At 58.7% G+C, this 23,746-nt stretch carries 24 protein-coding genes; 11 read left to right on the plus strand and 13 right to left on the minus strand.

What is annotated here, in order from left to right; all coding sequences use genetic code 11:
- Positions 1 to 38: 38 nt before the first annotated feature.
- Positions 39 to 509 carry a hypothetical protein gene (locus BM225_RS02260; RefSeq protein ID WP_072706343.1) on the minus strand — a complete coding sequence of 157 codons (471 nt, stop codon included), beginning with the start codon at positions 507 to 509 and terminating at the stop codon, positions 39 to 41.
- Between the two features lie 129 nt (positions 510 to 638).
- Between BM225_RS02260 and BM225_RS02265 the strand changes: the two genes are divergently transcribed.
- Positions 639 to 1,052: a SufE family protein gene (locus tag BM225_RS02265; RefSeq protein ID WP_072706344.1), complete on the plus strand. Its 414-nt coding sequence runs from the start codon at positions 639 to 641 to the stop codon at positions 1,050 to 1,052.
- Here BM225_RS02265 and BM225_RS02270 read toward each other — a convergent pair.
- The 6 genes from BM225_RS02270 to BM225_RS02295 form a co-directional block, all read right to left on the minus strand.
- Positions 1,049 to 1,696 (minus strand): DUF1638 domain-containing protein, encoded by a 648-nt coding sequence (locus tag BM225_RS02270; protein WP_092463745.1) that lies wholly within the window; start codon positions 1,694 to 1,696, stop codon positions 1,049 to 1,051. The genes BM225_RS02265 and BM225_RS02270 overlap by 4 nt on opposite strands.
- A gap of 28 nt (positions 1,697 to 1,724) precedes the next feature.
- Positions 1,725 to 2,831 (minus strand): Hint domain-containing protein, encoded by a 1,107-nt coding sequence (locus BM225_RS02275; protein WP_072706345.1) that lies wholly within the window; start codon positions 2,829 to 2,831, stop codon positions 1,725 to 1,727.
- Between the two features lie 91 nt (positions 2,832 to 2,922).
- On the minus strand, positions 2,923 to 4,005 hold the full coding sequence (locus tag BM225_RS02280; RefSeq protein WP_092463748.1) for a Hint domain-containing protein: 1,083 nt from the start codon (positions 4,003 to 4,005) through the stop codon (positions 2,923 to 2,925).
- A 189-nt stretch (positions 4,006 to 4,194) separates the two neighbouring features.
- Positions 4,195 to 4,893 (minus strand): corrinoid protein, encoded by a 699-nt coding sequence (locus BM225_RS02285; RefSeq protein WP_072706347.1) that lies wholly within the window; start codon positions 4,891 to 4,893, stop codon positions 4,195 to 4,197.
- A 125-nt stretch (positions 4,894 to 5,018) separates the two neighbouring features.
- A complete protein-coding gene (gene bmt, locus BM225_RS02290; RefSeq protein WP_072706348.1) occupies positions 5,019 to 6,035 on the minus strand; it encodes a betaine--homocysteine S-methyltransferase in 1,017 nt (338 codons plus the stop codon).
- Positions 6,036 to 6,185: 150 nt separating this feature from the next.
- Complete coding sequence (locus BM225_RS02295; protein ID WP_177218560.1) at positions 6,186 to 6,512, minus strand: ATPase inhibitor subunit zeta; 327 nt, start codon at positions 6,510 to 6,512, stop codon at positions 6,186 to 6,188.
- Between the two features lie 163 nt (positions 6,513 to 6,675).
- On the opposite strand from BM225_RS02295, the gene purC reads away from it, so the two are divergent.
- From purC to BM225_RS02345, 10 genes are all read left to right on the plus strand, one after another.
- Positions 6,676 to 7,434, plus strand: coding sequence for a phosphoribosylaminoimidazolesuccinocarboxamide synthase (purC, locus tag BM225_RS02300; protein ID WP_072706349.1), 759 nt, complete (start codon positions 6,676 to 6,678; stop codon positions 7,432 to 7,434).
- 91 nt (positions 7,435 to 7,525) lie between these two features.
- Positions 7,526 to 7,756 carry a phosphoribosylformylglycinamidine synthase subunit PurS gene (gene purS / locus BM225_RS02305; RefSeq protein ID WP_072706350.1) on the plus strand — a complete coding sequence of 77 codons (231 nt, stop codon included), beginning with the start codon at positions 7,526 to 7,528 and terminating at the stop codon, positions 7,754 to 7,756.
- Positions 7,756 to 8,424: a phosphoribosylformylglycinamidine synthase subunit PurQ gene (gene purQ, locus BM225_RS02310; RefSeq protein WP_072706351.1), complete on the plus strand. Its 669-nt coding sequence runs from the start codon at positions 7,756 to 7,758 to the stop codon at positions 8,422 to 8,424. Before purS ends, purQ begins: the two co-directional genes overlap by 1 nt.
- A 36-nt stretch (positions 8,425 to 8,460) precedes the next feature.
- Complete coding sequence (locus tag BM225_RS02315; RefSeq protein ID WP_083595667.1) at positions 8,461 to 10,224, plus strand: sensor histidine kinase; 1,764 nt, start codon at positions 8,461 to 8,463, stop codon at positions 10,222 to 10,224.
- A gap of 3 nt (positions 10,225 to 10,227) precedes the next feature.
- Positions 10,228 to 11,562 carry a sigma-54-dependent transcriptional regulator gene (locus tag BM225_RS02320; protein ID WP_072706353.1) on the plus strand — a complete coding sequence of 445 codons (1,335 nt, stop codon included), beginning with the start codon at positions 10,228 to 10,230 and terminating at the stop codon, positions 11,560 to 11,562.
- A gap of 388 nt (positions 11,563 to 11,950) precedes the next feature.
- Positions 11,951 to 14,947, plus strand: a complete 2,997-nt coding sequence (locus BM225_RS02325) for a ribonuclease E/G (RefSeq protein ID WP_072706354.1) — start codon at positions 11,951 to 11,953, stop codon at positions 14,945 to 14,947.
- 138 nt (positions 14,948 to 15,085) lie between these two features.
- Entirely contained in the window at positions 15,086 to 15,838 is a 753-nt protein-coding gene (locus tag BM225_RS02330; protein WP_072706355.1) for a cytochrome c biogenesis CcdA family protein, read from the plus strand.
- 61 nt (positions 15,839 to 15,899) lie between these two features.
- Entirely contained in the window at positions 15,900 to 17,120 is a 1,221-nt protein-coding gene (locus BM225_RS02335) for a hypothetical protein (RefSeq protein ID WP_072706356.1), read from the plus strand.
- Positions 17,117 to 18,466 (plus strand): cytochrome P450, encoded by a 1,350-nt coding sequence (locus BM225_RS02340; RefSeq protein ID WP_092463752.1) that lies wholly within the window; start codon positions 17,117 to 17,119, stop codon positions 18,464 to 18,466. Before BM225_RS02335 ends, BM225_RS02340 begins: the two co-directional genes overlap by 4 nt.
- A gap of 124 nt (positions 18,467 to 18,590) precedes the next feature.
- Complete coding sequence (locus tag BM225_RS02345) at positions 18,591 to 19,493, plus strand: fructose bisphosphate aldolase (protein ID WP_072706358.1); 903 nt, start codon at positions 18,591 to 18,593, stop codon at positions 19,491 to 19,493.
- A 77-nt stretch (positions 19,494 to 19,570) separates the two neighbouring features.
- Here BM225_RS02345 and BM225_RS02350 read toward each other — a convergent pair whose 3' ends face one another.
- The 6 genes from BM225_RS02350 to BM225_RS02375 form a co-directional block, all read right to left on the minus strand.
- A complete protein-coding gene (locus BM225_RS02350) occupies positions 19,571 to 19,798 on the minus strand; it encodes a ribbon-helix-helix domain-containing protein (RefSeq protein ID WP_072706359.1) in 228 nt (75 codons plus the stop codon).
- Positions 19,795 to 19,974, minus strand: coding sequence for a DUF4169 family protein (locus BM225_RS02355; RefSeq protein ID WP_072706360.1), 180 nt, complete (start codon positions 19,972 to 19,974; stop codon positions 19,795 to 19,797). Before BM225_RS02355 ends, BM225_RS02350 begins: the two co-directional genes overlap by 4 nt.
- Entirely contained in the window at positions 19,974 to 21,365 is a 1,392-nt protein-coding gene (fumC, locus tag BM225_RS02360) for a class II fumarate hydratase (RefSeq protein WP_072706361.1), read from the minus strand. The genes BM225_RS02355 and fumC overlap by 1 nt, the downstream gene beginning before the upstream one ends.
- Positions 21,366 to 21,503: 138 nt before the next feature.
- Positions 21,504 to 21,959, minus strand: coding sequence for an SspB family protein (locus BM225_RS02365; RefSeq protein ID WP_072706362.1), 456 nt, complete (start codon positions 21,957 to 21,959; stop codon positions 21,504 to 21,506).
- Positions 21,960 to 22,024: 65 nt separating this feature from the next.
- Positions 22,025 to 23,281, minus strand: a complete 1,257-nt coding sequence (gene chrA / locus BM225_RS02370; protein WP_420809842.1) for a chromate efflux transporter — start codon at positions 23,279 to 23,281, stop codon at positions 22,025 to 22,027.
- 86 nt (positions 23,282 to 23,367) lie between these two features.
- Entirely contained in the window at positions 23,368 to 23,718 is a 351-nt protein-coding gene (locus BM225_RS02375) for an antibiotic biosynthesis monooxygenase family protein (protein ID WP_072706364.1), read from the minus strand.
- Between the last annotated feature and the right edge of the window lie 28 nt (positions 23,719 to 23,746).

Here is a 23,746-nt window from a genome sequence, read left to right on the forward strand (position 1 = left end):
TAGAGGGCCCCTTTGATATTTCTAGGTGTTAGCAGATGTTAGCGGCGAACCGACAATACATTCGCGGAAGAGCGCACGCGCAGGGTCCGGATGCCTTCGAGTCCGCGGTTGGTCAGCTTGGTCGCGACAGTCAGTTCGCGGCTGCGCTCTGTGCCCACGCGGGTCGCCACATCCGGCGGCAGGGCAACGAAATCGAACAGCATCACGCCTGCTTCGTCTGTCGGTACGGGGACGAGCGCGGCGCTGTGGTATTGCTGACGGGCCGAAACGCCGACGGCATGCAGGATCAGGCCCCCAGGGATAGGCTCCGCGTTCAGCGATTTCAGACCAGCGACCAGCGGCAGGGCGGTCGCCTCTTCCATGATCTCGGACATATCCGAGTCCGAAACGGCAACCGCATCAGCAGGGCCACTCGGTCCGCTGTCGAACCAGTTCATGGGATTGAGCCGGCTGCCACAGCCAGAAACCAGCAATACGGCGCAAAGAGCGACAGGCAGGGTGCGGAACATCGAAACAAGCCCTCTGAGAATTGATTGATCACAGGGCTAACCGATCCTGTCTGCGTTGAAAAGCCTTTGCGGGCTGGACCTTGGCCCCTGCAGGACTTAGATCACACTCAGGACCTGAAAGGAGCACCCATGGCAACCGAAGCATTCGAAGCAATTGTCGAGGATTTCGAGTTTCTGGAGGATTGGGAGGACCGGTACCGCATGGTTATCGAAATGGGCAAGGACATGGCCCCGATGGACGATGCGCTCAAGGTGCCCGCGACCAAGGTGGACGGCTGCGCCAGCCAAGTATGGATCCACCCAGAGGTCAAAGAGGGCCGTTTCGATTTCCAAGGCGACAGTGACGCGATGATCGTTCGCGGTCTGATCGCCTTGTTACACACGCTCTATTCCGGATTGCCACCGGCCGAAGCCGCGCAGGTCGATGCCAAGGCGGAACTGACACGTCTGGGACTCGAGGAAAACCTGTCCTCGCAGCGGTCAAATGGCCTGCGTGCCATGATCCAGCGCCTCAAGGAAAGCAGCGCAGCGGCAGCAACCTAAGCGCTGCCGACAAATTCCTGCATTTCATTGGCCAGATCGCCATATCCAGTGAAGCGCCGTTCGAATGGCAAGCCCAAGCGCGCGGCGCAGTCTTCGGCTTTAGCCGTCAGGACCGGATCATCGGTTTGCGCTTGGTAGACCAGCTTTTCGTAGTTTCCGAAGTACATGTCCTTGAGCGATGGATGTTTGTCGAGCCCAAGGGGTTTCCAGACAAAAGCATCGAATTGGCGGACCAGAAAATCCGTTAGGTAGAACGCTGTGAATTCGTCCCGCGCTGCAAAGGCTGCGTTCCCTTCGAAAAAGCTGTAGCAATGCGGGCCGCGGAGCATCTCGACGCCGAGCTCTGCGCATGTCGCCTGCAGCAGACCGCCGGTCCCACAGTCCGCATAGAGCACATAAATCGTGTCATAGGACGCGCGGTGTTTCTCAACAGCGGCGCTGACGGCTGCGGGAATCTTTTCCGGCGTATTGTGCAGAATCGCGGGCAAGCACGTGACGGTGATGTGCGACCAGCCGTTGCCCTGGCAAATGGCCAGAACCTCGCGGGCCAAGGCGCCACAGGCTATCAGCAGAACCGATTTGGTGCCTGTCTGCAGGGCAACATCAGAGTAAATGAGGTCGGAATCATTTGGCGTGATCGCCATGGGCCACCTGTGCGCGGATAAATCTGGATCACGACGCTAAGGCAAACTCCGACGGCTTCCAAGGTGTGGTCGCGACCACATCGCGCAGGATTGCGGCAACCTCGTGCCGCTTCATCACAAAGCGCGCGGTTGTCCCGTACGCGGCAGGACGATCAACCAATTCGGGGAAGAGGCTGAGGACCTCGATCCGCGCTTCGTCGGTCAGGCAGGTCATCGCATAGTCGCCGGGATGAAAGCTTTCGGCCAGAACGCCGTTGGCCAGTACGATCTGATGACGGTCGAACATCATGTGCATGTAGGTGACTTTGGCCTGCGGCGCGACACGCACATCCGCACCGTTCACCATATGCTTGGCCATCGCCAGACCCTCTTCTTCGCCCAAGTGCAGGGCGAGCGATGCCCCGAAAAGGTACATCCGGTGGTTTGGAGAAACCTTGAGAACCCGCTCAGACCCTAGGCTGCCCGCCGCAAACTCGATGGGGGCCAGATCGCCCGTGCCGTCGACGTCTTTGCTGCCGATCCAGCGCAGGGGCTGTAGACCGTCATCCATCGTCCAGATCATGTCACCGGGGCGCAAATCCTCGATTGGGCGTTCGCCGTTGGAGGTCAGGATCATAGTGCCTTTGGTGAAGCACGTCACGAATTCAAAGGTTTGGCGGTCTTCGTTCAGGCCAAGAGAGGAGTCATTTTCGAGCGAGTCCAGCGTGACCATCCGAATGCCGCGATATTCGAGGTAGGTCTGGTCTTGGTTTTCGCTGTATTCGGGCGCGAGAAAGGTGTTGCCATACCGATCTTGGAACACAACAGCCGTGATCTGGGCTGTTTCGCCGTTCATGTAGGTCAGGGTTGCGTTGTAGACGACGGTCGAGTCCATCTCGAGCACATAAGACGTCCCATCCTGTGCAGTCACTCGGAAGTCGTCGTAAGTATCGCCCCGGCCGGAGTTGTCCGTGCGGTAGTACCCGTTTTGGTTCGAAACCTTGGAAAACTCGTAGTAGCTGTCTTGGATCGGCGCGTCCTGCGAGCCGAAGGTCATCCCGACCAAAGCATCCGCATTTTCCGCAACATAGTTGCCCTCGTTGGTATCGAGGTCGACCAGATTGCCCAGAAATAGAACGTTAAACGTCGTCGCCACAACGGAAACTCGCACTAAAGTTAATCAGTACGTCCGGAGGTATTAACTAATTGTGGCTAAATTTAGGAAAGATGCATTTACGTTTTTGCAATTAGTGCATGAGGGCGGGTGTCGTAGCGTCAGTCTTGGGTTTTAGCATGCTCTGAACAAGCTTTGCTTCGTATCCTCGCAACACTGGACGGGCGACTTCGCCAAAGCCGTCGGCGCCAAAGAACCTAATCTCCGGAAATAAAGAGATGATTTCCGATTGGCTCGCGCGAGAGAGCATGGACCACGACTTGTCACCGGGGTGGAAGCTTTCGCTTGGCATCCCTTCAGCATAGATGATTTCGTGCCTGTCAAAGAGCAGATGCACGTAGGTGACACTCCCGCCGGCCTGCAAGATGATGTCACTTCCGGTAACAAGATTTTTGGCCGCGGTCAGGGCCTCTCTTGCGCCAGAGACGAGTTCGGTCTGCCAACCGGACAGCAGCACGCGATGTTGCTGTGACAGGCTGATCGCGCGTTTGTTGCCCATGGCGCCCGCCGAGAAGCGAACGGGGGCAAAGGCGCCGGAGGCCTCGACCTCTTTCTTGCCGATCCAGCGCAGGGGTTGCAGGCCGTGATCCACGGTCTTGACCAGATCGCCTGCGCGCAGGGTTTCGACAGGGCGCTCGCCCGTCGCTGTCTCAATCAGCGTTCCAGCGGTAAAACACACCGCGTAATTCCACGTCTGACGGTCGGCAGTCATGCCGTTGTAGTCCGACTTGTTGACGGAGTTCAGCGTGAGCGACCGGATCGGTTTGACCTCGAGCTGGTCTTGTGAGGGGCCTGCGCCAGAAAACGGCGCCATATACGTTTCGCCGTTGGTGTCTTGAAACACCGCGACGACCATATCCGCCGTCGTCCCATCGACATAAGTGATGGTGGCATTGTAAGCGACGATCGCGTCGAAGTTGGCTTGATTGGTGCCGTCGACCGTAAAGGGCTCGGTCGCTTCCCAGTTGTCCTGATTGTAGTAGTCGCCGGTAAATCCAGCCGGCGCGATCTCGACAAAGTCGTTTACCAAAGCGTCATTTTCGCCGCCAAAGGTCATGCCAACAAGCGCGCCTGCATTTTCGGCGCTATAGTTCCCTTCGGTCGGGTCGATCAGCGCATGCTGGCCCAGATAGATCGCATTGAAGGTTGTAGACATGACACTCGTGCTCCCAGAATATCTTTATTCTGATAATGATTAACGACTTGTGAATGTTATATTTTATCGTTGCTTAGAGCATCACTTTGGTGGTGTCAAAGGTATGTAAAACTTACATAACGCGCAAAAAGAAAACCGCGCTTTTGCAAGCGCGGCTTTTAATCAAAACCATTTTAGCGTGGATGACGCTTAGGCGTTCATCTGGTTGTGACGACGCGCGATAAAGTCTTTGGCCATCTCGACCGCAACGGCTGCGTCGCGGCAGTAGCCGTCAGCGCCGATCGCCTTGCCGAACTCTTCGTTCAGGGGTGCACCACCGACCAGAACGATGTAGTCGTCGCGGATGCCTTGCTCCTGCATGGTGTCGATCACGACCTTCATGTATGGCATGGTGGTGGTCAGCAGAGCGGACATGCCCAGAATGTCGGGCTTCTCGGCTTCCAGCGTCTCCAGATAGGCTTCAACGGCGTTGTTGATGCCCATATCGACCACTTCAAAGCCAGCGCCTTCCATCATCATCGCAACAAGGTTCTTGCCGATGTCGTGGATGTCGCCTTTGACGGTGCCGATGACCATCTTGCCCATGCGCGGCGCGCCGGTTTCTGCCAGCAGAGGCTTCAGAATGGCCATGCCGCCCTTCATCGCGTTGGCGGCCAGCAGCACTTCGGGAACGAACAGGATGCCGTCGCGGAAATCGTGGCCCACGATGGTCATGCCTGCAACCAACGCTTTGGTCAGGATGTCGTAGGGGGCCCAACCGCGTTCGAGCAGAATGTTAACGGCCTCTTCGATCTCTTCCTTGAGACCGTCATAGAGGTCGTCCATCATCTGTTCGACCAGTTCCTCGTCATTCAGTTCCGAGAGGATGATGTCGTCTTCTTCCGACATGGCGCGTATCCTTGCAAAGAGATGGGGCCCGAAGGCGCTGCGATTTTCTTTGGTTTTACTGTCGTAAATCTGTGATCGGGCTGTGCATTTACGACATTCCCGATCACTTCACCGACTTCTGTTAATTAGCTGCGACGACGGCTGCGGCGCGAACGGGCAGGTGCATCGCTCTGGTCGCCTGTTCCGTCGCTGGCCGAAGAGAATCCGCCCATCTTTTCGGCGATATCTTCGAGCGTCGGACGCGGGCCTTTGGGTGTGTTTTCCAGCGCAGCGCGCATGGCTGCCAAATGCTCGGGCATGGTGCCACAGCATCCGCCGATAATCCGCGCGCCCATGTCCCGTGCCAGAACGGCGTACTGGCCCATCAACTCGGGGGTGCCGTCATAGTGGATGTGGCCATCGTGGTATTTGGGAATGCCCGCGTTGCCCTTGGCGATCACAGGGATTTCGGTGCCAGTCGCGACAAAGCCCGCCACGGTGCGCAGCAGGTCCGCCGCGCCAACGCCGCAGTTCGCGCCGAACGCCAGCGGCTTGTTGTCCAGCGCGTTCACCATGTCGACCATCGATTGGCTGGTGACGCCCATCATGGTGCGGCCTGCGGTGTCAAAGCTCATGGTGCCACACCAAGGCATGCCCGCCAGCGCAAAGGCTTCGGCAGCAGCTTGGTATTCTTCGGGGGCAGAGATGGTTTCAAGCCATAGCACGTCCGCGCCGCCTTCCTTCAGGCCCTCGGCCTGTTCGTGGAACATCTCGACGGCGGCGGCATGGGTCAGGGGCCCCATTGGTTCGAAAATCTCGCCGGTCGGGCCGACAGAGCCTGCAACGATCACGGGGCGGCCAGCGGCATCTGCCACTTCACGGCCGAGTTCAGCCGCCAGACGGTTCAATTCGCGCACACGGTTTTCAGCACTGTGCAGTTTCAGGCGCGAGGCATTGCCGCCAAACGAGTTGGTCAGGAAAATGTCGCTGCCCGCATTTACGGCAAGGCTATAGAGCTTTTTGATCTTTTCGGGCTCGTCGGCATTCCACAGTTCGGGGGCGTCGCCAGAAGACAGGCCCATATTGAATAGGTTGGTGCCCGTCGCTCCGTCGGCCATCAGCCAGTCACGTTCATAAAGCAGTTTGGTCAGCGCATCGGTCATTATGTGTCGTCCTGTGTGTTCGTTTTCCAGCGGGTGCCACGGATTGGCGACGGGATCAAATCTGAAATCGTCATAAACATCATGAAGGGGTTGCCGCCATACCGGAAAACGACACTCGGTCTGGGGTGTCGCGCTTGTGATGGGCTGGCGTCAGGCGCCGTCGTCTACCTTTTGCCGGGCGGTGGCGTCGATCGCGTCCATCTTGACCGCCAAGGTTGCCGCAGAAATGGCGTCCTGTAGATCATCGCTCAGGCGATCCAAGAGTGTATCACATTGATCCAGGTCGCGCGGCGCACAGACCTGATCGTGAACAATGCTGTTGACATAGTCCTGCGCCTCGGGGCCCGTTTTGCCCATCAGGTCCGCAGCCCAAGCCGCCATCATGCGGCTGCGCAATGCCGACACGCGGAACGCTTTGTCCTCTTCGTAGGCGAAACGCGCTTCAAACGCGCGCTGGCGGTCATCAAATAGTCCCATCGGGTCCTCCTGTGTGCTGCCTGAAAAGCCTAGCATGTTAGCGCCCTGATTCCGCCTGACTGCATGGATAGGTGACACCCCGTCTTGCGACATTCCAAGGCTTGCTCTATGAGGGCGCTTTAAGGCCCTTGTTCGGGCCAAACTCAGGAGACCGACACAGCTCATGGCACGGCGCACGAAAATCTACGAAGGCAAGGCGAAAATTCTGTACGAAGGCCCCGAGCCGGGCACTATCGTTCAGTATTTCAAAGACGACGCCACCGCTTTCAATGCCGAGAAGAAGGACGTGATCGACGGTAAGGGCGTGTTGAACAACCGTCTGTCCGAGTTCTTTATGACCGGCCTGAACAATATCGGTGTCCCGACGCACTTCTTGCGTCGTCTGAACATGCGCGAGCAGCTCTGCCGTTCTTGCGAGATCATTCCTCTGGAAGTGATCGTCCGCAACTACGCGGCTGGCTCGCTCTCCAAGCGTTTGGGGATCAAAGAGGGCACGCCGCTGCCCCGTCCCATCGTGGAATACTGCTACAAAGACGACAAGCTGGGTGATCCGCTGGTGTCCGAAGAGCACATCGCGGCCTTTGGTTGGGCCAGCCAGCAGGACATGGACGACATCGTCAGCCTTGCGCTCCGCGTCAACGACTTCATGTCGGGCGTGATGATGGCCGTCGGCATCCGTCTGGTGGACTTCAAGATCGAGATTGGCCGCGTGTACGAAGGTGACTTCCAGCGTCTGGTCGTGGCGGATGAAATCAGCCCCGATAGCTGCCGCCTCTGGGACCTGAAGACCGGCCAGAAGCTGGACAAGGACGTGTTCCGCCGCGATCTGGGCAGCCTGACCGATGCGTATGCCGAAGTGGCCCGCCGTCTGGGGATCATCCCCGAGGGCAACAACGGCACCGGCCCCGTAGCCGTCAACTAATACTCGTGGCGCTGGGGTCCCCTCAGCGCCATTTGACTTTACCAAAGACTGACGGGGCCATGCCCCCAAGCGACATGCCGAGGAGACTGCCATGAAGGCGCGCGTTCATGTGATGCTGAAAGAAGGGGTTCTGGACCCGCAAGGCGAGGCTGTGCGCCACGCTCTTGGTGCATTGGGCTTTGACGGCGTTGGCGGTGTGCGTCAGGGCAAAGTGATCGAGCTGGATCTGCCCGAAGGCACCACCGAAGAGACCGTGACCCAGATGTGCGAACAGCTGCTGGCAAACACCGTGATCGAAAAATACGAGATCGAGCTGGTCTGATGCGCGCAGCAGTCATCACCTTTCCCGGATCGAACTGTGACCGCGATCTCGCGGTTGCATTCCAGAGCGCTGGCGCGGAGGTTGTTCGCGTTTGGCACAAGGATGCAGAGCTGCCCGCAAATGTCGACGTGATTGGCATTCCTGGCGGTTTTTCGTTCGGTGACTATCTGCGTTGCGGCGCGATTGCGGCGAACTCGCCGGTCTGCCGCGCCGTCGTCGATCACGCGAACCGCGGCGGCTATGTGCTTGGGATCTGTAATGGTTTTCAGGTTCTGACCGAGACCCGTCTGGTTCCCGGCGCGCTGATCCGCAACACCAACCTCAAGTTCGTGTGCAAGCCTGTTGGCCTGAAGGTCGAGAATGCGGAAACTGATTTCACCAGCGGCTACGCGGCTGGCGCTGAAATCACCATTCCCGTCGCGCACCACGATGGCAACTACCGCGCCGATGACGAGCTGCTGGCTCGACTGCAGGGCGAAGGTCAGGTGGCATTCACCTACACCGACAACCCCAATGGGTCGGCTGGCGACATCGCCGGTGTCTTTTCCGAGAACCGCCGCGTTCTGGGGATGATGCCGCACCCCGAGCGGGCGATTGAGCCTTTGCAAGGAAGTGCCGATGGACAGGCGCTTTTCCGCACACTGATCGACGGCTTTGTTTCTGCCTGACTTGAGGCTCAGGGGGGCTTGGCATAGTCTTTGACCATGAACCAAGCCGCTCGGACAAAACCACGTTCCTTGCGTCATCGCAAACGGGTCTGGGTGACCCGCTTTGCGGTGGCGCTTTTGCTTTTGGTGGCCGTGGCGATTGTCTGGGGCACCAAGGTTTGGCTGACCTCGCGCTTTATCGAGACTACGCAAAATAGGGCCGAGGTTCGTCTTGCCTTGTATTCCGGCCAGTTGCTGAGTGAGCTCCGCCGCAACGCCATTGTGCCTCAGCTTTTGGCGCGCGATCCATCCTTGATTGGGGCGCTTAATTCGCAAGATTTCTCGCGCAGTTCTCAGCGTCTGATTTCGTTCGTAGATGAAATCGGGGCTGCGTCCCTGATGCTGCTGGACCGTGACGGTCGGACCGTGGCGGCAACGGCGCGGGAACGTCTTGGGAGCACACACCGGAACTCGAATTACTTTGTCGAAGCTTTGCGCTCGAACGGGACCGTTTTTACCAAAACCCTGCGTCCCACGGGGGCTTTCGTATTCGCCTATTCCCGCCGGATCGAGGAGGGCGGCGTCCCCATCGGCGTGATTGTTGTCGAAGCAGACTTGGGCAAATTCGAAAGCGCTTGGGCGGGGATCACCGACGCGGTGATTGTCACGGATAGCGAAGGCCAGATCATTCTGGCCACCGAACCCAAGTGGCGCGGCCTGAGCGAAGATGCAGCGCTGGAACGGCAGCCTGCCACGACAGCGATCGAACGCGCTTTGCAGGCGACCGCCGAGTGGACAGGCGATGTGAACGACGTCTACCTGCGCGGCGAAGCTGTGATGCGGCTGTCTGGCCGGATCCCGTTCCGTGGCTGGAATATCGTTACCTACACCAATTACAGCAGTGTTCGCGAGAAAGTGAATGGCGTTCTGGCGCTGGAAATCATGGCCTTTGCGATCGCGCTTGCGCTTGGATTTTATTTTCTGAGCCGCAAGAACGCCACGCGGGTGATGTTGGTACAGCGCGAAAGTGCAGAGCTGCGCGCCCTGAACCTGCGTTTGCAGCGAGAGATCGCCGAACGCGAGCGCGTTCAGGAGACACTGGCTGTGACCGAGCAATCACTGGCACAGTCGTCGAAACTGGCTGCTTTGGGCGAGATGTCCGCGGCAGTAAGTCACGAGCTGAACCAACCTCTGGCTGCGATGAAGACCTATCTGGCGGGTGCGCGCCTGCTGCTGAGCCGGAACCGCGCCGAGGAGGCGCTGGCCTCGATCCAGCGCATTGATGATCTGATCGAGCGGATGGGTGCGATTACCAAGCAGTTGAAATCCTATGCTCGCAAGGGCTCTGACCAGCTGCAACCGGTTGATATGAAAGAAGCGCTGTCCTCGGCCCTGTCCATGATGGAGCCGCAACTGCGCCAAGGCCGGGTGCGTCTGGAAAAGGCTGTGCCTGAAAACCCTGTGGTCGTCATGGGCGACCGCGTGCGGATCGAGCAGGTCATGATCAATCTCGTGCGCAATGCATTGGATGCTGTTGGCGGGCGGACAGATGCGCGCGTCGATGTGCTATTGAGTGCAGGCGAGACGGCGACCTTGACCGTGCGGGACAATGGCCACGGGATCGAAGATCTCGATGAATTGTTCGAACCCTTTTACACCACCAAACAGCCTGGCGAAGGTGTCGGTCTTGGTTTGGCGATCTCGTCTGGGATTGTCACGGACCTTGGCGGGCGCCTGACGGCCCGGAACGCCGAAGGCGGGGGGGCTGTTTTTGAAATGCAATTACCTATCTACCTCGAAGATATTGAAGCCGCGGAGTAAACTATGTCGCAAGTGATTAAGATCGCCATTGTGGATGACGAACAGGATATGCGTCAGTCCATTAGCCAGTGGCTGGCGCTTTCTGGCTTCGACACAGAGACGTTTTCCTCGGCCGAGGATGCGCTGACCAAGATCGGCAGCGACTATCCGGGCATCGTGATCAGCGACATCAAAATGCCGGGCATCGGCGGTATGGGTCTGCTGAAAAAGCTGATGGGCAACGATAGCAGCCTGCCGGTAATCATGATCACAGGGCACGGTGATGTGCCGATCGCGGTCGAAGCGATGCGTTTGGGCGCGTTCGACTTCCTTGAAAAGCCGTTCAATCCAGACAAGATGACCGAGATTGCCCGCAAGGCTGTGAACCAGCGGCGTCTGGTTTTGGACAACCGCGCACTGCGGCGGGAGCTGTCCGACGGGGCAGGGCTGATGAACAAAATCATCGGCACAGGCCCCGATATGACCCGTTTGAAAGAGGACATCCTCGATCTGGGTCAGGCGGATGGTCATGTCATGATCGATGGCGAAACGGGTACCGGCAAAACCCTGACGGCCCACGCGCTGCACGCGGTCGGCAGTCGGGCGGGGCGCAAATTCGTTCTGTTGTCCTGCTCTGCCTATGACGAAGATACGCTCACCAAACGCCTGTTTGGCCCGATGCAGCCCGAAGACACCCAATTGCCTGCGGTCGAAGAGGCCCGTGGCGGGACACTCGTTCTCGAAGACATCGAAACGCTGAGCGATACAGTTCAGGCCCGACTGTTGTCCTTTATCAATGAGCAAGGCACGCCGGCCGAGACCCGCATCATCGGGATTTGCAACATGCAAGAGCAGGGCAAGACAGTCGAAGACGCTCTGCGGAACGACTTGTTTTACCGCTTGGCCGCCCTGCGGATCACTCTGCCGCCCCTGCGCAATCGTGGCGAAGACATTCTGACCCTGTTCAACCGCCATGCCGAACAGTTCGCCGATGAATACGGCTGTGATGCGCCCGAGCCCAGCGCCCAAGAGGCGGCGCAGCTCTTGCAGGCGCCTTGGCCCGGCAACGTGCGCCAGTTGATCAATGTTGCCGAGCGCGCAGTTCTGCAGTCGCGCCGTGGATCGGGCACCATCGCCAGCCTCTTGATGGCGGATAATGACGATTTGCGCCCCGTGGTGACGACCGAAGGCAAACCGCTCAAGGAATATGTCGAGGCATTCGAACGCATGTTGATCGACAACACCATGCGCCGCCACAAGGGTTCGATCGCCAGCGTGATGGACGAGTTGTGCCTTCCGCGTCGGACCCTGAACGAAAAGATGGCCAAATACGGTCTTCAGCGCGCCGATTATCTGTAAGCGACTTGTTCAAAGGCAATTTATTCATTGTCTTTTCGGGAATTTCGCCTTTAAGGTGGAAGAACAGGCGCATTCTCTGCGTTCTGAACAGTTTTCTCGCCGCAAAGGCCGCGCGCCTACCAGAGCCGCCCTTTCCGACGGAACCGCTTGGGACTTGCAAACAGGTCCAAAGAAATCAGCCCGGCACGCGAACAGCGACGGGCCATAAACATGGCGCCACAAGGCGTCGGAGAAGAACCGCGATGAAACGCGCAAACGTAAGTTTAGTGAAGTGTAGGGCGCAATCCGCGCCCACTCTTTGCGCGTTTCCGCTCGCCCTTACAAAACACAGCCACACCGCGCGCGTCCGGCATGTTCCGGACCCCGATGGACTGTGCAAAGAGATACCATGGGAAAGAAAATGCTCATCGACGCCACCCACGCGGAAGAGACCCGCGTCGTGGTGGTTGACGGAAACAAGGTTGAGGAATTTGACTTTGAGTCCGAAAACAAACGCCAGCTTGCTGGCAACATCTATCTAGCAAAAGTTACACGGGTCGAACCCTCTCTTCAGGCAGCATTTGTAGATTACGGCGGAAACCGCCACGGGTTCTTGGCGTTCTCGGAAATCCACCCCGATTACTACCAGATTCCGGTTGCAGATCGCGAAGCGCTTTTGGCCGAAGAGCGCGCTCTGGCCGCTGAACAGCAATCCGACGACGAAGAAGAGAACGATCGCCCCAAGCGGTCGCGGTCCCGCTCGCGCCGGAAGAAGTCGGACAAGCCCGAAGCGGCCAAGACTGACGCGTCTACCGAAGACCAGGCAGCCGAGGATAAGTCCGAAGCACCTGCTGAAGCTGCCTCGTCCGAAAATGCCGTAGAGCCTGCAGCGGTCGAAGAGCCCGCAGCACCTGTCGCTGATGCGCCGGTTGCCGAAGAGGCGCCCGCTGAAGCCGAGGCGGCTCCTGCCGAAGCAGAGGCATCTGCGGAACCTGCCGCTGAGGAAGCGCCCGCAGTCGAGACCGCTATTGAAGAAGCGTCTGTTGAAGAAGCGCCTGCCTCAGAAGTCGAAGACACTCCGGTCGAAGAGCAGGCAGCGGAAGAGACCCAAGCAGAAGATTCAGCGGTAGAAGAGGCTAAGGACGAAGATGGCGATGACCGTCCGCGTCCGGCTCAGGCTGCGCGCAACGATGACAGCGATGACGCGGTAGAAACCCGCGAAATCTCTGGCATGGAAACCATCGACCTTGATGACGAGGAAGAGGGCGCATCCGAAGAGACCAACGCCGACGACGCTCAGACATCTGACGACGCTCCGAAAGCGGAGGAGGAGGCCAAAGACGAAGGCGAAGCCAAGCAGCCGTCGAAGCCTAAGCGTAGCCCGCGCAAGTCGACCAAGAAAGCAGCCGTCGAAGAAACCGAAGAGGAGTCTGACGCAGACCCCAAATCGGAGATTGAATCGGTCGCCGAAGAGGACGAGTCCGAGGACATTCGCCCCGCGCGCAAGCCCCGCGCTCGCCGTTACAAGATCCAAGAAGTGATCAAGGTGCGCCAGATCATGCTGGTGCAGGTCGTGAAAGAAGAGCGTGGCAACAAAGGCGCGGCTCTGACCACCTACCTCAGCCTTGCTGGTCGGTATTGCGTCTTGATGCCCAACACGGCGCGTGGCGGTGGCATCAGCCGCAAGATCACCAATGCGGCTGACCGCAAGAAGCTGAAAGAGATCGCCGGAGAATTGGCCGTGCCGCTTGGCGCTGGCCTGATCATTCGCACCGCAGGCGCGCAGCGCACCAAATCCGAGATCAAGCGCGACTACGAATACCTGCAGCGCATGTGGGAACAGATCCGCGAGAATACGCTGCAATCCGTCGCGCCCTGCAAGATCTACGAAGAAGGCGATCTGATCAAACGCTCGATCCGCGACCTGTACAACCGCGAGATTGATGAAGTGCTGGTCGAAGGCGATCGCGGCTACCGCAACGCCAAGGACTTCATGAAAATGATCATGCCGTCCCACGCCAAGAACGTGAAGCACTACAACGAGCGGATGCCTCTGTTCGCCCGCTATCAGGTGGAAAGCTACCTGAGCAGCATGTTCAACCCGACCGTCCAGCTAAAATCCGGCGGCTACATCGTGATCGGTGTGACCGAGGCGCTGGTGGCGATCGACGTGAACTCGGGCAAGGCGACCAAAGAAGGCTCGATCGAAGAGACCGCGCTGAAGACCAACCTTGAGGCCGCCGAAGAGGTGGCGCGCCAGCTGCGTCTTCGCGATTTGGCCGGTCTGATCGTCATCGACTTCATCGATATGGACGAGCGCAAGAACAACACCGCCGTCGAAAAGCGGATGAAGGACAAGCTCAAGACCGACCGCGCCCGCATTCAGGTGGGCCGTATCTCGGGCTTTGGTCTGATGGAAATGAGCCGTCAGCGTCTGCGTCCGGGTATGATCGAGGCGACCACCCAGCCATGCCCCCATTGTCACGGCACAGGTCTGCTGCGCTCGGATGATAACGTAGCGTTGGCAATCCTGCGTCAGCTCGAGGAAGAGGGCGTTCGTGGCCGCAGCAAAGAAGCCTTGGTCAAGGTACCGCTGCAGATCGCGAACTACCTTTTCAACCACAAGCGTGAACACATGGCGATGATCGAGAACCGCTACGGCATGGCTGTTCGGATCGAGGTTGACGGCAACCTGATCAGCCCTGATTTCTCGATCGAGAAGTTTAAGACGGCGGTCCGTGTGATCGGTGGCTTTGTCCCCGAGGCGGAAACGCTAGATACGTCGATCATGGATGCGCTGGACGCGGATAGTGACCAGCCCTCGGATGAGGACGACACCACAGAAGAAGCCGCCGAAGCGAAAGCGCCCGAGCAAAAGCCCGAAGGGGATGACAGCGGCAAGCCCAAGAAGCGCCGTCGCCGTCGCCGCCGTGGTGGCAAGAATAAAGAGGGCGATGAGGCCAAGTCGCAAGACGCTGAGGGCAAATCAGAGAATACCTCTGATGATAATGCTCAGGCCGCAGACAGATCCGAAGAAGCGCCCGCCGCAGACAGCACAAGCGAGCCCGCGCCTGCAACCGAAGAGCCGGCCAAGGAAGAGGCTCAGCCTGCGAGCGACGCGCCCGCGTCCGAAGAGCCTGCGCCTGAGGCCCCTTCGGAACCTGCAGAGCCCGCTGTCGAAGAGCAGCCTGCTGCCCCCGAAGCGCCTGTCGATTCACCCATTGTCGAGACCACAACGCCTGTCGAAGTGCCCGAGCCCGTCAGCGAACAGCCAGCGCCGGTGAGCGAAGTGCCCGCGCCTGTTCAAGAGGATACGGCACCCTCTGCGCCAGAGCCCGAGATTGCGCCTGAAGAGCCGTCGAATGAACCGCCGAAGCCCAAACGCACTGGCTGGTGGAGCGTATAACGATCCCAAGGGCGTCCCAAGCGGGCGCCCTTTTTCAATCGGACGCAGCGTAGATCGTTTGGCTGCATTGACCCGCCCAACAAACTTGTGAGAGGTCGCGACGTGACGCACGCGCACCAGATGCGGTAAGGAGAGATCATGTTCGGAATCGACCTCTTTGATGCAGGGCTTTTGCCCGCCATGATCGTTGCGCTGACCGCCGGGGTGATCAGTTTCCTGAGCCCGTGCGTGTTGCCGATTGTACCGCCGTATCTGGCCTACATGAGCGGCGTCAGCCTGAATGACATGGCCAAGGACGGCAGTGCCCGGGGGCGGACCTTGCTGGCCGCGCTTTTTTTCGTCTTGGGTCTGTCGACGGTCTTTCTTCTGCTCGGCTTTGCTGCCTCGGCGGTGGGTCGGGCGTTTCTGTCGTACCAAGGGTATTTTAACACCGGCGCGGGCATCCTCGTGATGGTGTTCGGCATGCACTTCCTTGGGGTGATCCGGATTGGCTTTCTAAGCCGCGAAGCGCGGATTGATGTTGGCGATCAGGGGGGGTCGGCGTTCGGTGCCTATATCCTTGGCCTTGCGTTTGCCTTCGGTTGGACGCCCTGCATTGGCCCGCAGCTCGGCGCAATCCTGTCGCTGGCTGCCAGCGAGGCGAGCGTTGCGCGGGGCACGACGCTGTTGGCGGTGTATGCTCTGGGCCTTGGCCTGCCGTTCCTGATTGTGGCGGCGTTCCTGCCGCAAATGGGCGGGATTATGGGCTGGATGAAGCGCCATATGGAGCAGATCGAGCGGATCATGGGCTTGCTGCTGTGGACCATTGGTCTGCTGATGCTGACAGGTGGCTTCTCGCGGTTCTCTTATTGGCTGCTGGAAACTTTTCCTGCTCTTGCGACACTGGGCTGACATTTAGCCCTATCCCTTGGCCCGTCTGCCATGTTTAATGCCCTTATATTAAGGGGTTGGCATGGACGAACGCTTTGACAGACCAGTGCGCCGTCGCCGGGTGTTTTACATTCCGGGGTTCGATCCCTATCCGCCCCGCCGTTACCGCGAATTCTATCGCAAAGAAGGTGCTGACCAAGCGCGCTACTCTGGCTATCGGATCGCTCTGCGCGGGGCCGGCCCGGCGGCGTGGGAGGTGGATGCCACAATCGAGGACCAAGATGTGTCGGCCCGCGTCGACGTTTTGGTATGGTCCGACATCGTAAATGCCTCGATGGATCAGGGGATCTTTGCGACTTACCTGCAGATGGTCCGGACTGCGTGGATTTATATCGGCTCGGGCGCACTGTTTCGTTTGATGCGGTTGCGGCGCGGGCCGGTGATCGCGGCGCTCTATCCGGTTGCGTTCCTGATGCTGCAATTGATCCTCGCGGCGACGGTTGCGGGATTGCTGGGATATATCGGCTACGAGTTGCTCCCGCTCAGCCTCTGCTGGATCGGCTTTGTTGTCGGCTTGGTCGCGGCGGTCATGCTGCTGCGCGCAGGGCGGCGGATGGATAATCGTATTCTCGCCTATTACCTGATGCACGACTACGCGTTTTCTGCAGGGCTGCGCGGGGCCTATCCCCCCGCGCTCGAGTCGCGCTTAAACGCGTTTCAGGATCAGATTGCGGCCGTTATGGCAGACCCAGACACGGACGAAGTGCTGGTGGTTGGCCATTCCTCAGGGGCTTATCTCGGTGTATCTGTACTGGCCGATCTCCTCCGCGATGGGCGACTGGGGCAGAGCCATGCGGCCGTTGGATTTCTAAGTCTGGGGCAAGTGGTTCCGATGGTGTCCTTTCTGCCCAATGCCGACAGATTGCGGCGTGACCTCCATGATCTGAGCCAGACAGACGCTCTGGCGTGGGTCGATATCACCGCGCTTGGCGATGGCTGTGCCTTTGCGCTGTGTGATCCAGTTGCGGTGAGCGGCGTGGCACCAGAGGATGGCCAGCGTTGGCCGCTTGTGATTTCTGCTGCTTTCTCGCGAACGCTTGGGGCAGAGCAGTGGAAGCGTCTGCGCCGTGCGTGGTTTCGTCTACATTTTCAATATCTTTACGCGCTGCCACAGGCCGAGGATTACGACTATTTCCGCGTGACGGCGGGGCCACAGACCTTGGCAGCCCGCTATGCAGAACGCGCCCCATCGCCGTCAACGATCCGCAAACCGATCTCTGGCTACCGGAGTATGTCCCCGTGATCCCGCCAAAGCCAGCAGCCCGACAGGACAAGGTGTCCCTCTGGCGCTACCTCAAACTCTTTCGCCAAGATATCCTGTCCGCGCAGCCCCAACGCCTTTATCGGGCGTGGATGGCCGAATTCAAAACACCTTTCTTCCGGTCCTATTTGGTGAACCAGCCTGAACTGGTTGATTTGGTGCTCAAGGGCAGGCCGATGGACTTTCCCAAGTCCGACCGCGTGAGCGAAGGGTTGCGACCGCTTCTGGGGCGGTCCGTCTTTGTCACCAACGGGGCAGAGTGGGAGCGTCAGCGCCGCATCATCGACCCCGCCTTCGAAGGCGGCCGTTTGCGCGATACGTATCCGGCCATGTGGGCTGCGGCACAGGCCGCGGTTCAGCGCATGGATGGTCATGTAGGGCAGATGATCGATATCGAACCAGAGACCAGTCACGTCGCGGCTGATGTTATATTTCGCACATTGTTCACAATTCCGATCGAACATGAAATCGCGAGCCAAGTCTTCCACGAATTCCGCGCGTATCAGCGCAGTCAGCCGATCCTGAATTTGGCAGCCTTTATCCCGTTGCCAAAATGGATGCCGCGGTTTTTTCGAAAGGACACCAAGGATAGTGCACGCCTGATCCGCCGGTTGATCACCCAACTGACGGCCGAACGTATGGACGCCATTCGCGCGGGGACTGCGCCAGACGATCTGGCGACCAAGATCATGACCACGGCGGACCCCGAAAGCGGTGAGACGTTTACCACCGAAGAGATGGTGGATCAGGTGGCGATCTTCTTCTTGGCGGGGCATGAAACCAGCGCGTCGGCGCTCGGGTGGACGCTCTATCTGATGGCGCTCTATCCCGAATGGCAGGACAAAGTCGCCGCAGAGGCCGAGGCATTGAAAACAGGCGATTTTTCCGAGGTTTCTTCGTTGAAGATCAGCCGAGATGTGTTCCGCGAGGCTTTGCGGCTTTACCCGCCCGTGCCCATGATGGTCCGCGAAACGACACGGCCCGAGTGCTTTCGCGATCGCAAAGTCCCCAAGGGGTCGCAGATCGTCCTCAGCCCATGGCATCAGCAACGCCACGAACGGCTGTGGGACAACCCCGACGGCTTTGATCCCGACCGGACCAAGACCGAAGAGGGCCGCGCCGCATCGCGCTGCGCCTACATGCCGTTTTCAGCGGGGCCGCGCGTCTGTACAGGGGCTGGCTTTGCGATGGTCGAGGGGCCGTTGATCCTGTCGATGCTGCTCAAGCATTTCCGGTTCAAACTCACCGATTCTGCGCCGCCAATACCGGTCGCACATCTCACTTTGCGGTCCGCGAATGGCATATATCTGGAGGTCGAGCGCCGTTAGCGTTAAATGTTAGCGTTAAACATAACATTGTTTGCGCTAAACATCACTTAAAACTCTATGCTGATCCCGTGAGATAGGTTAAAAACCCCACAAGGTTTTAACGCATCGAAGGGATTTTCAGATCATGGCCAAGGACACTGTACTCGAGCAGAGCCAAGCCGATCGCATTGCAGCGGGCGCGGGTTTTATTGCCGCATTGGACCAGAGCGGTGGCTCGACCCCCAAGGCTCTGAAGCAGTACGGCATTGAAGAAGACGCGTACTCGACCGAAGAAGAGATGTTCGGCCTGATCCATGACATGCGCTGCCGCATCATGACCGCACCCGAGTTCACCTCGGAAAAGGTCATTGGCGCAATCCTGTTCGAGCGCACCATGCGCGGCGAAGTTAACGGCATGCCCGTTCCCACCTACCTCTGGGAAGAGCGAGGCGTCGTTCCCTTCCTGAAAATCGACAAGGGCATGGAAGACGTCAAAGACGGCGCTCAGATCCTGAAGCCGATCCCCGGTCTGACCGAACTGCTGGCAACTGCTCGTGAATTCGGCATCTTTGGCACCAAAGAGCGTTCGGTGATCCACGAAGCCAACGAAACCGGCATTGCAGCGGTTGTGGCGCAGCAGTTCGAACTGGGTAAAGAAGTGATCGCAGCTGGTCTGGTGCCGATCGTCGAACCCGAAGTTCTGATCGACAGCCCCACCAAAGCCGAAGCAGAAACCATTCTGAAGGCCGAGATCGAAAAGCAGCTGGACCTGCTGGACGAGACCCAGAACGTCGTTCTGAAGCTGACCATTCCCACCGAAGCTGGCCTCTACGATAGCCTCGCTGACCATCCCCGCGTTCTGCGCGTTGTGGCTCTGTCGGGTGGTTACTCGACCGCAGATGCTTGCGAGAAGCTCTCGAAAAACGAGAAGATGATCGCGTCGTTCAGCCGTGCACTGGCCGAAGGCCTGAGCGCACAGCAGTCGGATGACGAGTTCAATGCTGCTCTGGCAGAGAACATCAACAAGATCTATGGCGCTTCGGTCTAATCCGAGCGGTAACAGATAGATAGAGCGGGGTCTTCATCCAGAAGGCCCCGTTTTTCTTTGTGTGCGTGCCAGAAAATTCAGTCCAGTTTCGTCTGATACCAGCGCAGGACAAATACACGGATGGCTGAGGCCAGTCCCTCGGTTTCGGGATCACGGCGCACGTCAATCTCGGCGGCGAGCTGGTTGATGGGTTTGTCCTGATCCTCGGCAATCGCGCGAAATGCCTGCCAGAAGGGCTCTTCCAAAGACACGGATGTCCGATGCCCGCGCAGGGTCAGCGACCGTTTGATGGGTCCGCCGCTCATTCGTCTTCACGCTTGTGCTGGTTTAGGTGACGCTCGGCTTTGTCAGCCTCAATCGCGTCACGCTGTTTTTCGGCTTTGGTGCGTCCGAATTTGGCAGCGTTCTGATCAGCACGGGCCTTTTTCTCGGCCCGTGCTTTGTCTTTGCGAAACCGGTTCAGATTGACCGGCGCGGCCATTACTTGGGGCCGATCATGTCTTCGGGGCGGACAACGCGGTCAAAGGTTTCTTCGTCCACAAAGCCAAGAGCGATCGCCTCTTCTTTCAGAGTGGTGCCGTTCTTGTGCGCGGTCTTCGCAACCTTGGTGGCGTTGTCGTAGCCGATGGTCGGAGCCAGCGCGGTCACCAGCATCAGCGACTCTTTCATCAGCTTGTCGATGCGCGCGGTGTTCGCCTGCGTGCCAACAACCATGTTGTCGGTGAACGCAGACGCGGCATCACCCAAGAGCTGGATCGACTGCAGAACGTTGTACGACATCATCGGGTTGTAAACGTTCAGTTCGAAGTGACCCTGCGAGCCAGCGAAACCAACGGCTGCGTCGTTGCCCATGACGTGGGCGCACACCATGGTCAGTGCTTCGGCCTGAGTGGGGTTCACTTTGCCGGGCATGATCGACGAGCCGGGCTCGTTTTCGGGCAGGATCAGCTCGCCAAGACCCGAACGGGGGCCAGAGCCCAGCAGACGCATGTCGTTCGCGATTTTGAAGAGCGAACCGGCAACGGTTTTCAGCGCGCCCGAGAACATGACCATTGCGTCGTGCGCGGCCAGTGCTTCGAATTTGTTGGGGGCGGTGACAAAGGGCAGGCCGGTGATCTCTGCGATCTCGGCTGCGACCTTCTCGGCAAAGCCCTTGCGGGTGTTCAGACCGGTGCCAACGGCGGTGCCGCCCTGCGCCAGTTCGTAGATGTCGGGCAGGCAGGCTTCGACGCGCTTGATGCCCTGAGCCACCTGATGAGCGTAGCCACCGAATTCTTGGCCCAGAGTTAGCGGGGTCGCGTCTTGGGTGTGGGTCCGGCCGATCTTGATGATGTCCTTGAACTCTTCGGACTTGGCGGCCAGAGCGGCGTGCAGCTTGCGCAGGCCGGGCAGCAGGACGTCACGGGTGTGCATACCGATGGCGACGTGCATCGCGGTCGGGAAGGTGTCGTTCGACGACTGACCCATGTTACAGTGGTCGTTGGGGTGCACAGGTTTTTTGCTGGCCAACTCGCCACCCAGCATTTCAATCGCGCGGTTCGAAATGACTTCGTTCGCGTTCATGTTCGACTGGGTGCCGGAACCGGTCTGCCAGACAACCAGCGGGAAGTTGTCGTCAAACTTGCCTTCGATGACTTCGGTGGCTGCGGCTTGGATCGCCTTGGACAGTTCCGCGTCCAGATCGCCAAAGCTTTCGTTCACGATGGCCGCAGCCTTTTTCACCACACCCAGAGCGCGGATGACAGGCACGGGCTGCTTTTCCCAGCCGATGGGGAAGTTCATGATCGAGCGCTGGGTCTGCGCGCCCCAATACTTGTCTGCGGGAACTTCGAGAGGACCAAAGCTGTCGGTTTCGGTACGGGTATCGGCCATGAGGCAACCTCCTGTATAACGGTTGCCGTGGGTTTACAGGCAGAAAAGCCCTGTCGCAATCGCGTCAGGGCCTTGGATAGCGTTAACGGGGTCGAAAAATCGCCTATGTGATCACAAATTTAAAAGGTGTGATCGCAGTTACTTGCGGAATTTGTCCAAGCTGACGATTTCGGCGTCGGTGGTGGGCTCTTCCTCAACCTCGGCCAGTTCGATGTCGAGTTCATCCTCTTCCTCGTCCTCTTCGCCAACGCTTTCGAAGCGGAGACCAAATTCGACTGAGGGGTCCACGAAGGTGCGGATCGCATCATAGGGGATGTACAGGCGTTCGGGGCTGTCACCGAAGTTCAGCGTGACGCCAAAGCCATCGGGATCAACATCCAGAGAATCGAACCAGTGCTGTAGCACCACAGTCATTTCCGTGGGATAGCGTTGAACCAGCCAGTCCGCCAGCTCGACCCCGTCGGCGCCCGTCGAGAAGGTGATAAAGAAATGGTGCTCACCCGGCAGGCCGTCCTGTGCCACGCCTTCCAGAACCTGACGGATCAGGCCCCGCATCGCAGCGTGCATCAGATTGCCGTAGTCGATATCGCCCATTTCAAGTGCCTCCGATTTTCAATCAGCATAGTACATCGAAAAGCAAACTAAAGGGGAGAATGCAATCAGATTGCGTAGATGCCTGATGCCAAGCCGAAAATTGCGGTCACAAGAAGGGTCTTTTCGATCCCAATCTTCAGCAACAGCAGCATAACGGCAGCCTGCAATGCCAATGCCAACGAGATCAGATTGAGCGAGGCCCAGTCTGGCGCGATGACATTCACGGGACCAAGGGACGCTTCGCCCACAGAGCCAAAGAAAACATGGGCTGCGAACCAGATTGACAGGTTCAGAATGACCCCGACTACCGCCGCTGTGATGGCGGCCAGCGCCCCTCTGATGCGGGGCATCGAGGACAGCAAATCGAGGTAGGGCGCGCCGACAAAGATCCACAGAAAGCATGGCACAAAGGTCACCCAGAGCGACAGGGCGCCCGCGGCCAGCGCCACCGCAGGACCGCCCTCGGCAAAGCCGGCCAGCAGCGCGACGAACTCTGTCACCAGAATCAGCGGGCCCGGTGTCGTCTCGGCAAGGCCGAGCGCGTCGATCATTGCTTCGGGGGAAATCCAGCCATAAGCGGACACGACTTCTTGGGCCATATAAGCGAGGACCGCGTAGGCACCGCCAAAGGTCACAATCGCCAGCTTGCAGAAGAAGAGTGCGATGTCAGTGAAAAACGGTGCCTCCAGCGCAATGCAAAGCGCGATGGGCGCGGCCCACAAGGCAGACCAGAAGATCACCGTTTTTAGGGTTTTGGGCCTGACAACAGGGTCTGATGGCGTCGCGCTGTCGTTCTGACTGCGGATCGCACCAATGATCCCCGCAACGGCGATAACGATAGGAAATGGGATATGCAGCGCAAAGAGGCAGAGAAAGCCCGCACCTGCGATCATCCAGTCGGTCGCATGGTGCAGCGCCCGCTTTGCCACCTTGTAGAGCGCCTGAAGGACGATGATCGTCACAGTCGCCTTAATCCCGACGAAGGCGGCTTGGACCCAAGGGATGTTCCCGAAATAGGCGTACCCCAGCGCGAGCGCTGCAACGACCAGCGCGCCAGGGATCACAAACAGCAGGCCCGCTATCAGACCACCCAAGGTGCCGCGCAACCTCCAGCCTGCATAGGTGGCCAACTGCATCGCCTCTGGTCCTGGCAAGAGCATGCAGAACGAGAGTGCACGCAAAAACTGCTCTTCTTTCAGCCAATCCCGATCTTCGACCAACTCTTTGTGCATCAACGCAATCTGTGCGGCCGGTCCGCCAAAGGACAGAACGCCGATGCGGCCAAAGACTTGGAAGAGCGTGCGAATGTCAGGAGCCATCAAGAAAGCCCTCGTATGTGTCGTATTCCGATAGGCCTATGGGCTTGGCAGGGAAACGCAAGCGAAATCAGCGCACTGTAATGAAACCTTCACATAGCGCCGTGATGCGTGCGGCTGTCCAAGGGCGCTTCGTCGCGCGCCTCCATCCCGTAGTCGCGCAACACGTGGGACACGCGCAGTCGGTAATCCTCGAAAAAGCGCTGACGCCCCATCTCTTGGGCGCCGCGATGGGCGGTGAGCTTGCGCCAGCGTTGGACGGCCTCTTCATCTTCCCAAAATGACAGAGATAGAAGCTTGCCCGGCGTGGTCAGGCTTTCAAATCGCTCGACGCTGATGAATCCGTCGAACCCCTCAAGGTGCTCTTTCATGCGGGCGGCCATATCTAGATAGGGGCCCATCATGCCCTCTTTCGGGGTCACTTCGAAAATCACTGCAATCATATCTCTCCTCCCGCGATGCCGAGGTAGA

The sequence above is a fragment of the Donghicola eburneus genome (genome assembly GCF_900115865.1).
GTDB lineage: Bacteria > Pseudomonadota > Alphaproteobacteria > Rhodobacterales > Rhodobacteraceae > Donghicola > Donghicola eburneus.

Coding starts and splice junctions, on each gene's coding strand:
- bmt (WP_072706348.1), bottom strand. CDS start 6,035: ATGACCGATGCGCTGACCAAACTGCTTTATGAACGTGACTGGCTGATG.
- BM225_RS02320 (WP_072706353.1), top strand. CDS start 10,228: ATGTCGCAAGTGATTAAGATCGCCATTGTGGATGACGAACAGGATATG.
- BM225_RS02315 (WP_083595667.1), top strand. CDS start 8,461: ATGAACCAAGCCGCTCGGACAAAACCACGTTCCTTGCGTCATCGCAAA.
- BM225_RS02260 (WP_072706343.1), bottom strand. CDS start 509: ATGTTCCGCACCCTGCCTGTCGCTCTTTGCGCCGTATTGCTGGTTTCT.
- BM225_RS02280 (WP_092463748.1), bottom strand. CDS start 4,005: ATGTCTACAACCTTCAATGCGATCTATCTGGGCCAGCATGCGCTGATC.
- BM225_RS02345 (WP_072706358.1), top strand. CDS start 18,591: ATGGCCAAGGACACTGTACTCGAGCAGAGCCAAGCCGATCGCATTGCA.
- purQ (WP_072706351.1), top strand. CDS start 7,756: ATGCGCGCAGCAGTCATCACCTTTCCCGGATCGAACTGTGACCGCGAT.
- BM225_RS02375 (WP_072706364.1), bottom strand. CDS start 23,718: ATGATTGCAGTGATTTTCGAAGTGACCCCGAAAGAGGGCATGATGGGC.
- BM225_RS02270 (WP_092463745.1), bottom strand. CDS start 1,696: ATGGCGATCACGCCAAATGATTCCGACCTCATTTACTCTGATGTTGCC.
- purC (WP_072706349.1), top strand. CDS start 6,676: ATGGCACGGCGCACGAAAATCTACGAAGGCAAGGCGAAAATTCTGTAC.
- purS (WP_072706350.1), top strand. CDS start 7,526: ATGAAGGCGCGCGTTCATGTGATGCTGAAAGAAGGGGTTCTGGACCCG.
- BM225_RS02265 (WP_072706344.1), top strand. CDS start 639: ATGGCAACCGAAGCATTCGAAGCAATTGTCGAGGATTTCGAGTTTCTG.
- BM225_RS02350 (WP_072706359.1), bottom strand. CDS start 19,798: ATGAGCGGCGGACCCATCAAACGGTCGCTGACCCTGCGCGGGCATCGG.
- fumC (WP_072706361.1), bottom strand. CDS start 21,365: ATGGCCGATACCCGTACCGAAACCGACAGCTTTGGTCCTCTCGAAGTT.
- BM225_RS02335 (WP_072706356.1), top strand. CDS start 15,900: ATGGACGAACGCTTTGACAGACCAGTGCGCCGTCGCCGGGTGTTTTAC.
- BM225_RS02295 (WP_177218560.1), bottom strand. CDS start 6,512: ATGGGACTATTTGATGACCGCCAGCGCGCGTTTGAAGCGCGTTTCGCC.
- BM225_RS02355 (WP_072706360.1), bottom strand. CDS start 19,974: ATGGCCGCGCCGGTCAATCTGAACCGGTTTCGCAAAGACAAAGCACGG.
- BM225_RS02365 (WP_072706362.1), bottom strand. CDS start 21,959: ATGGGCGATATCGACTACGGCAATCTGATGCACGCTGCGATGCGGGGC.
- BM225_RS02285 (WP_072706347.1), bottom strand. CDS start 4,893: ATGTCGGAAGAAGACGACATCATCCTCTCGGAACTGAATGACGAGGAA.
- BM225_RS02330 (WP_072706355.1), top strand. CDS start 15,086: ATGTTCGGAATCGACCTCTTTGATGCAGGGCTTTTGCCCGCCATGATC.
- BM225_RS02325 (WP_072706354.1), top strand. CDS start 11,951: ATGGGAAAGAAAATGCTCATCGACGCCACCCACGCGGAAGAGACCCGC.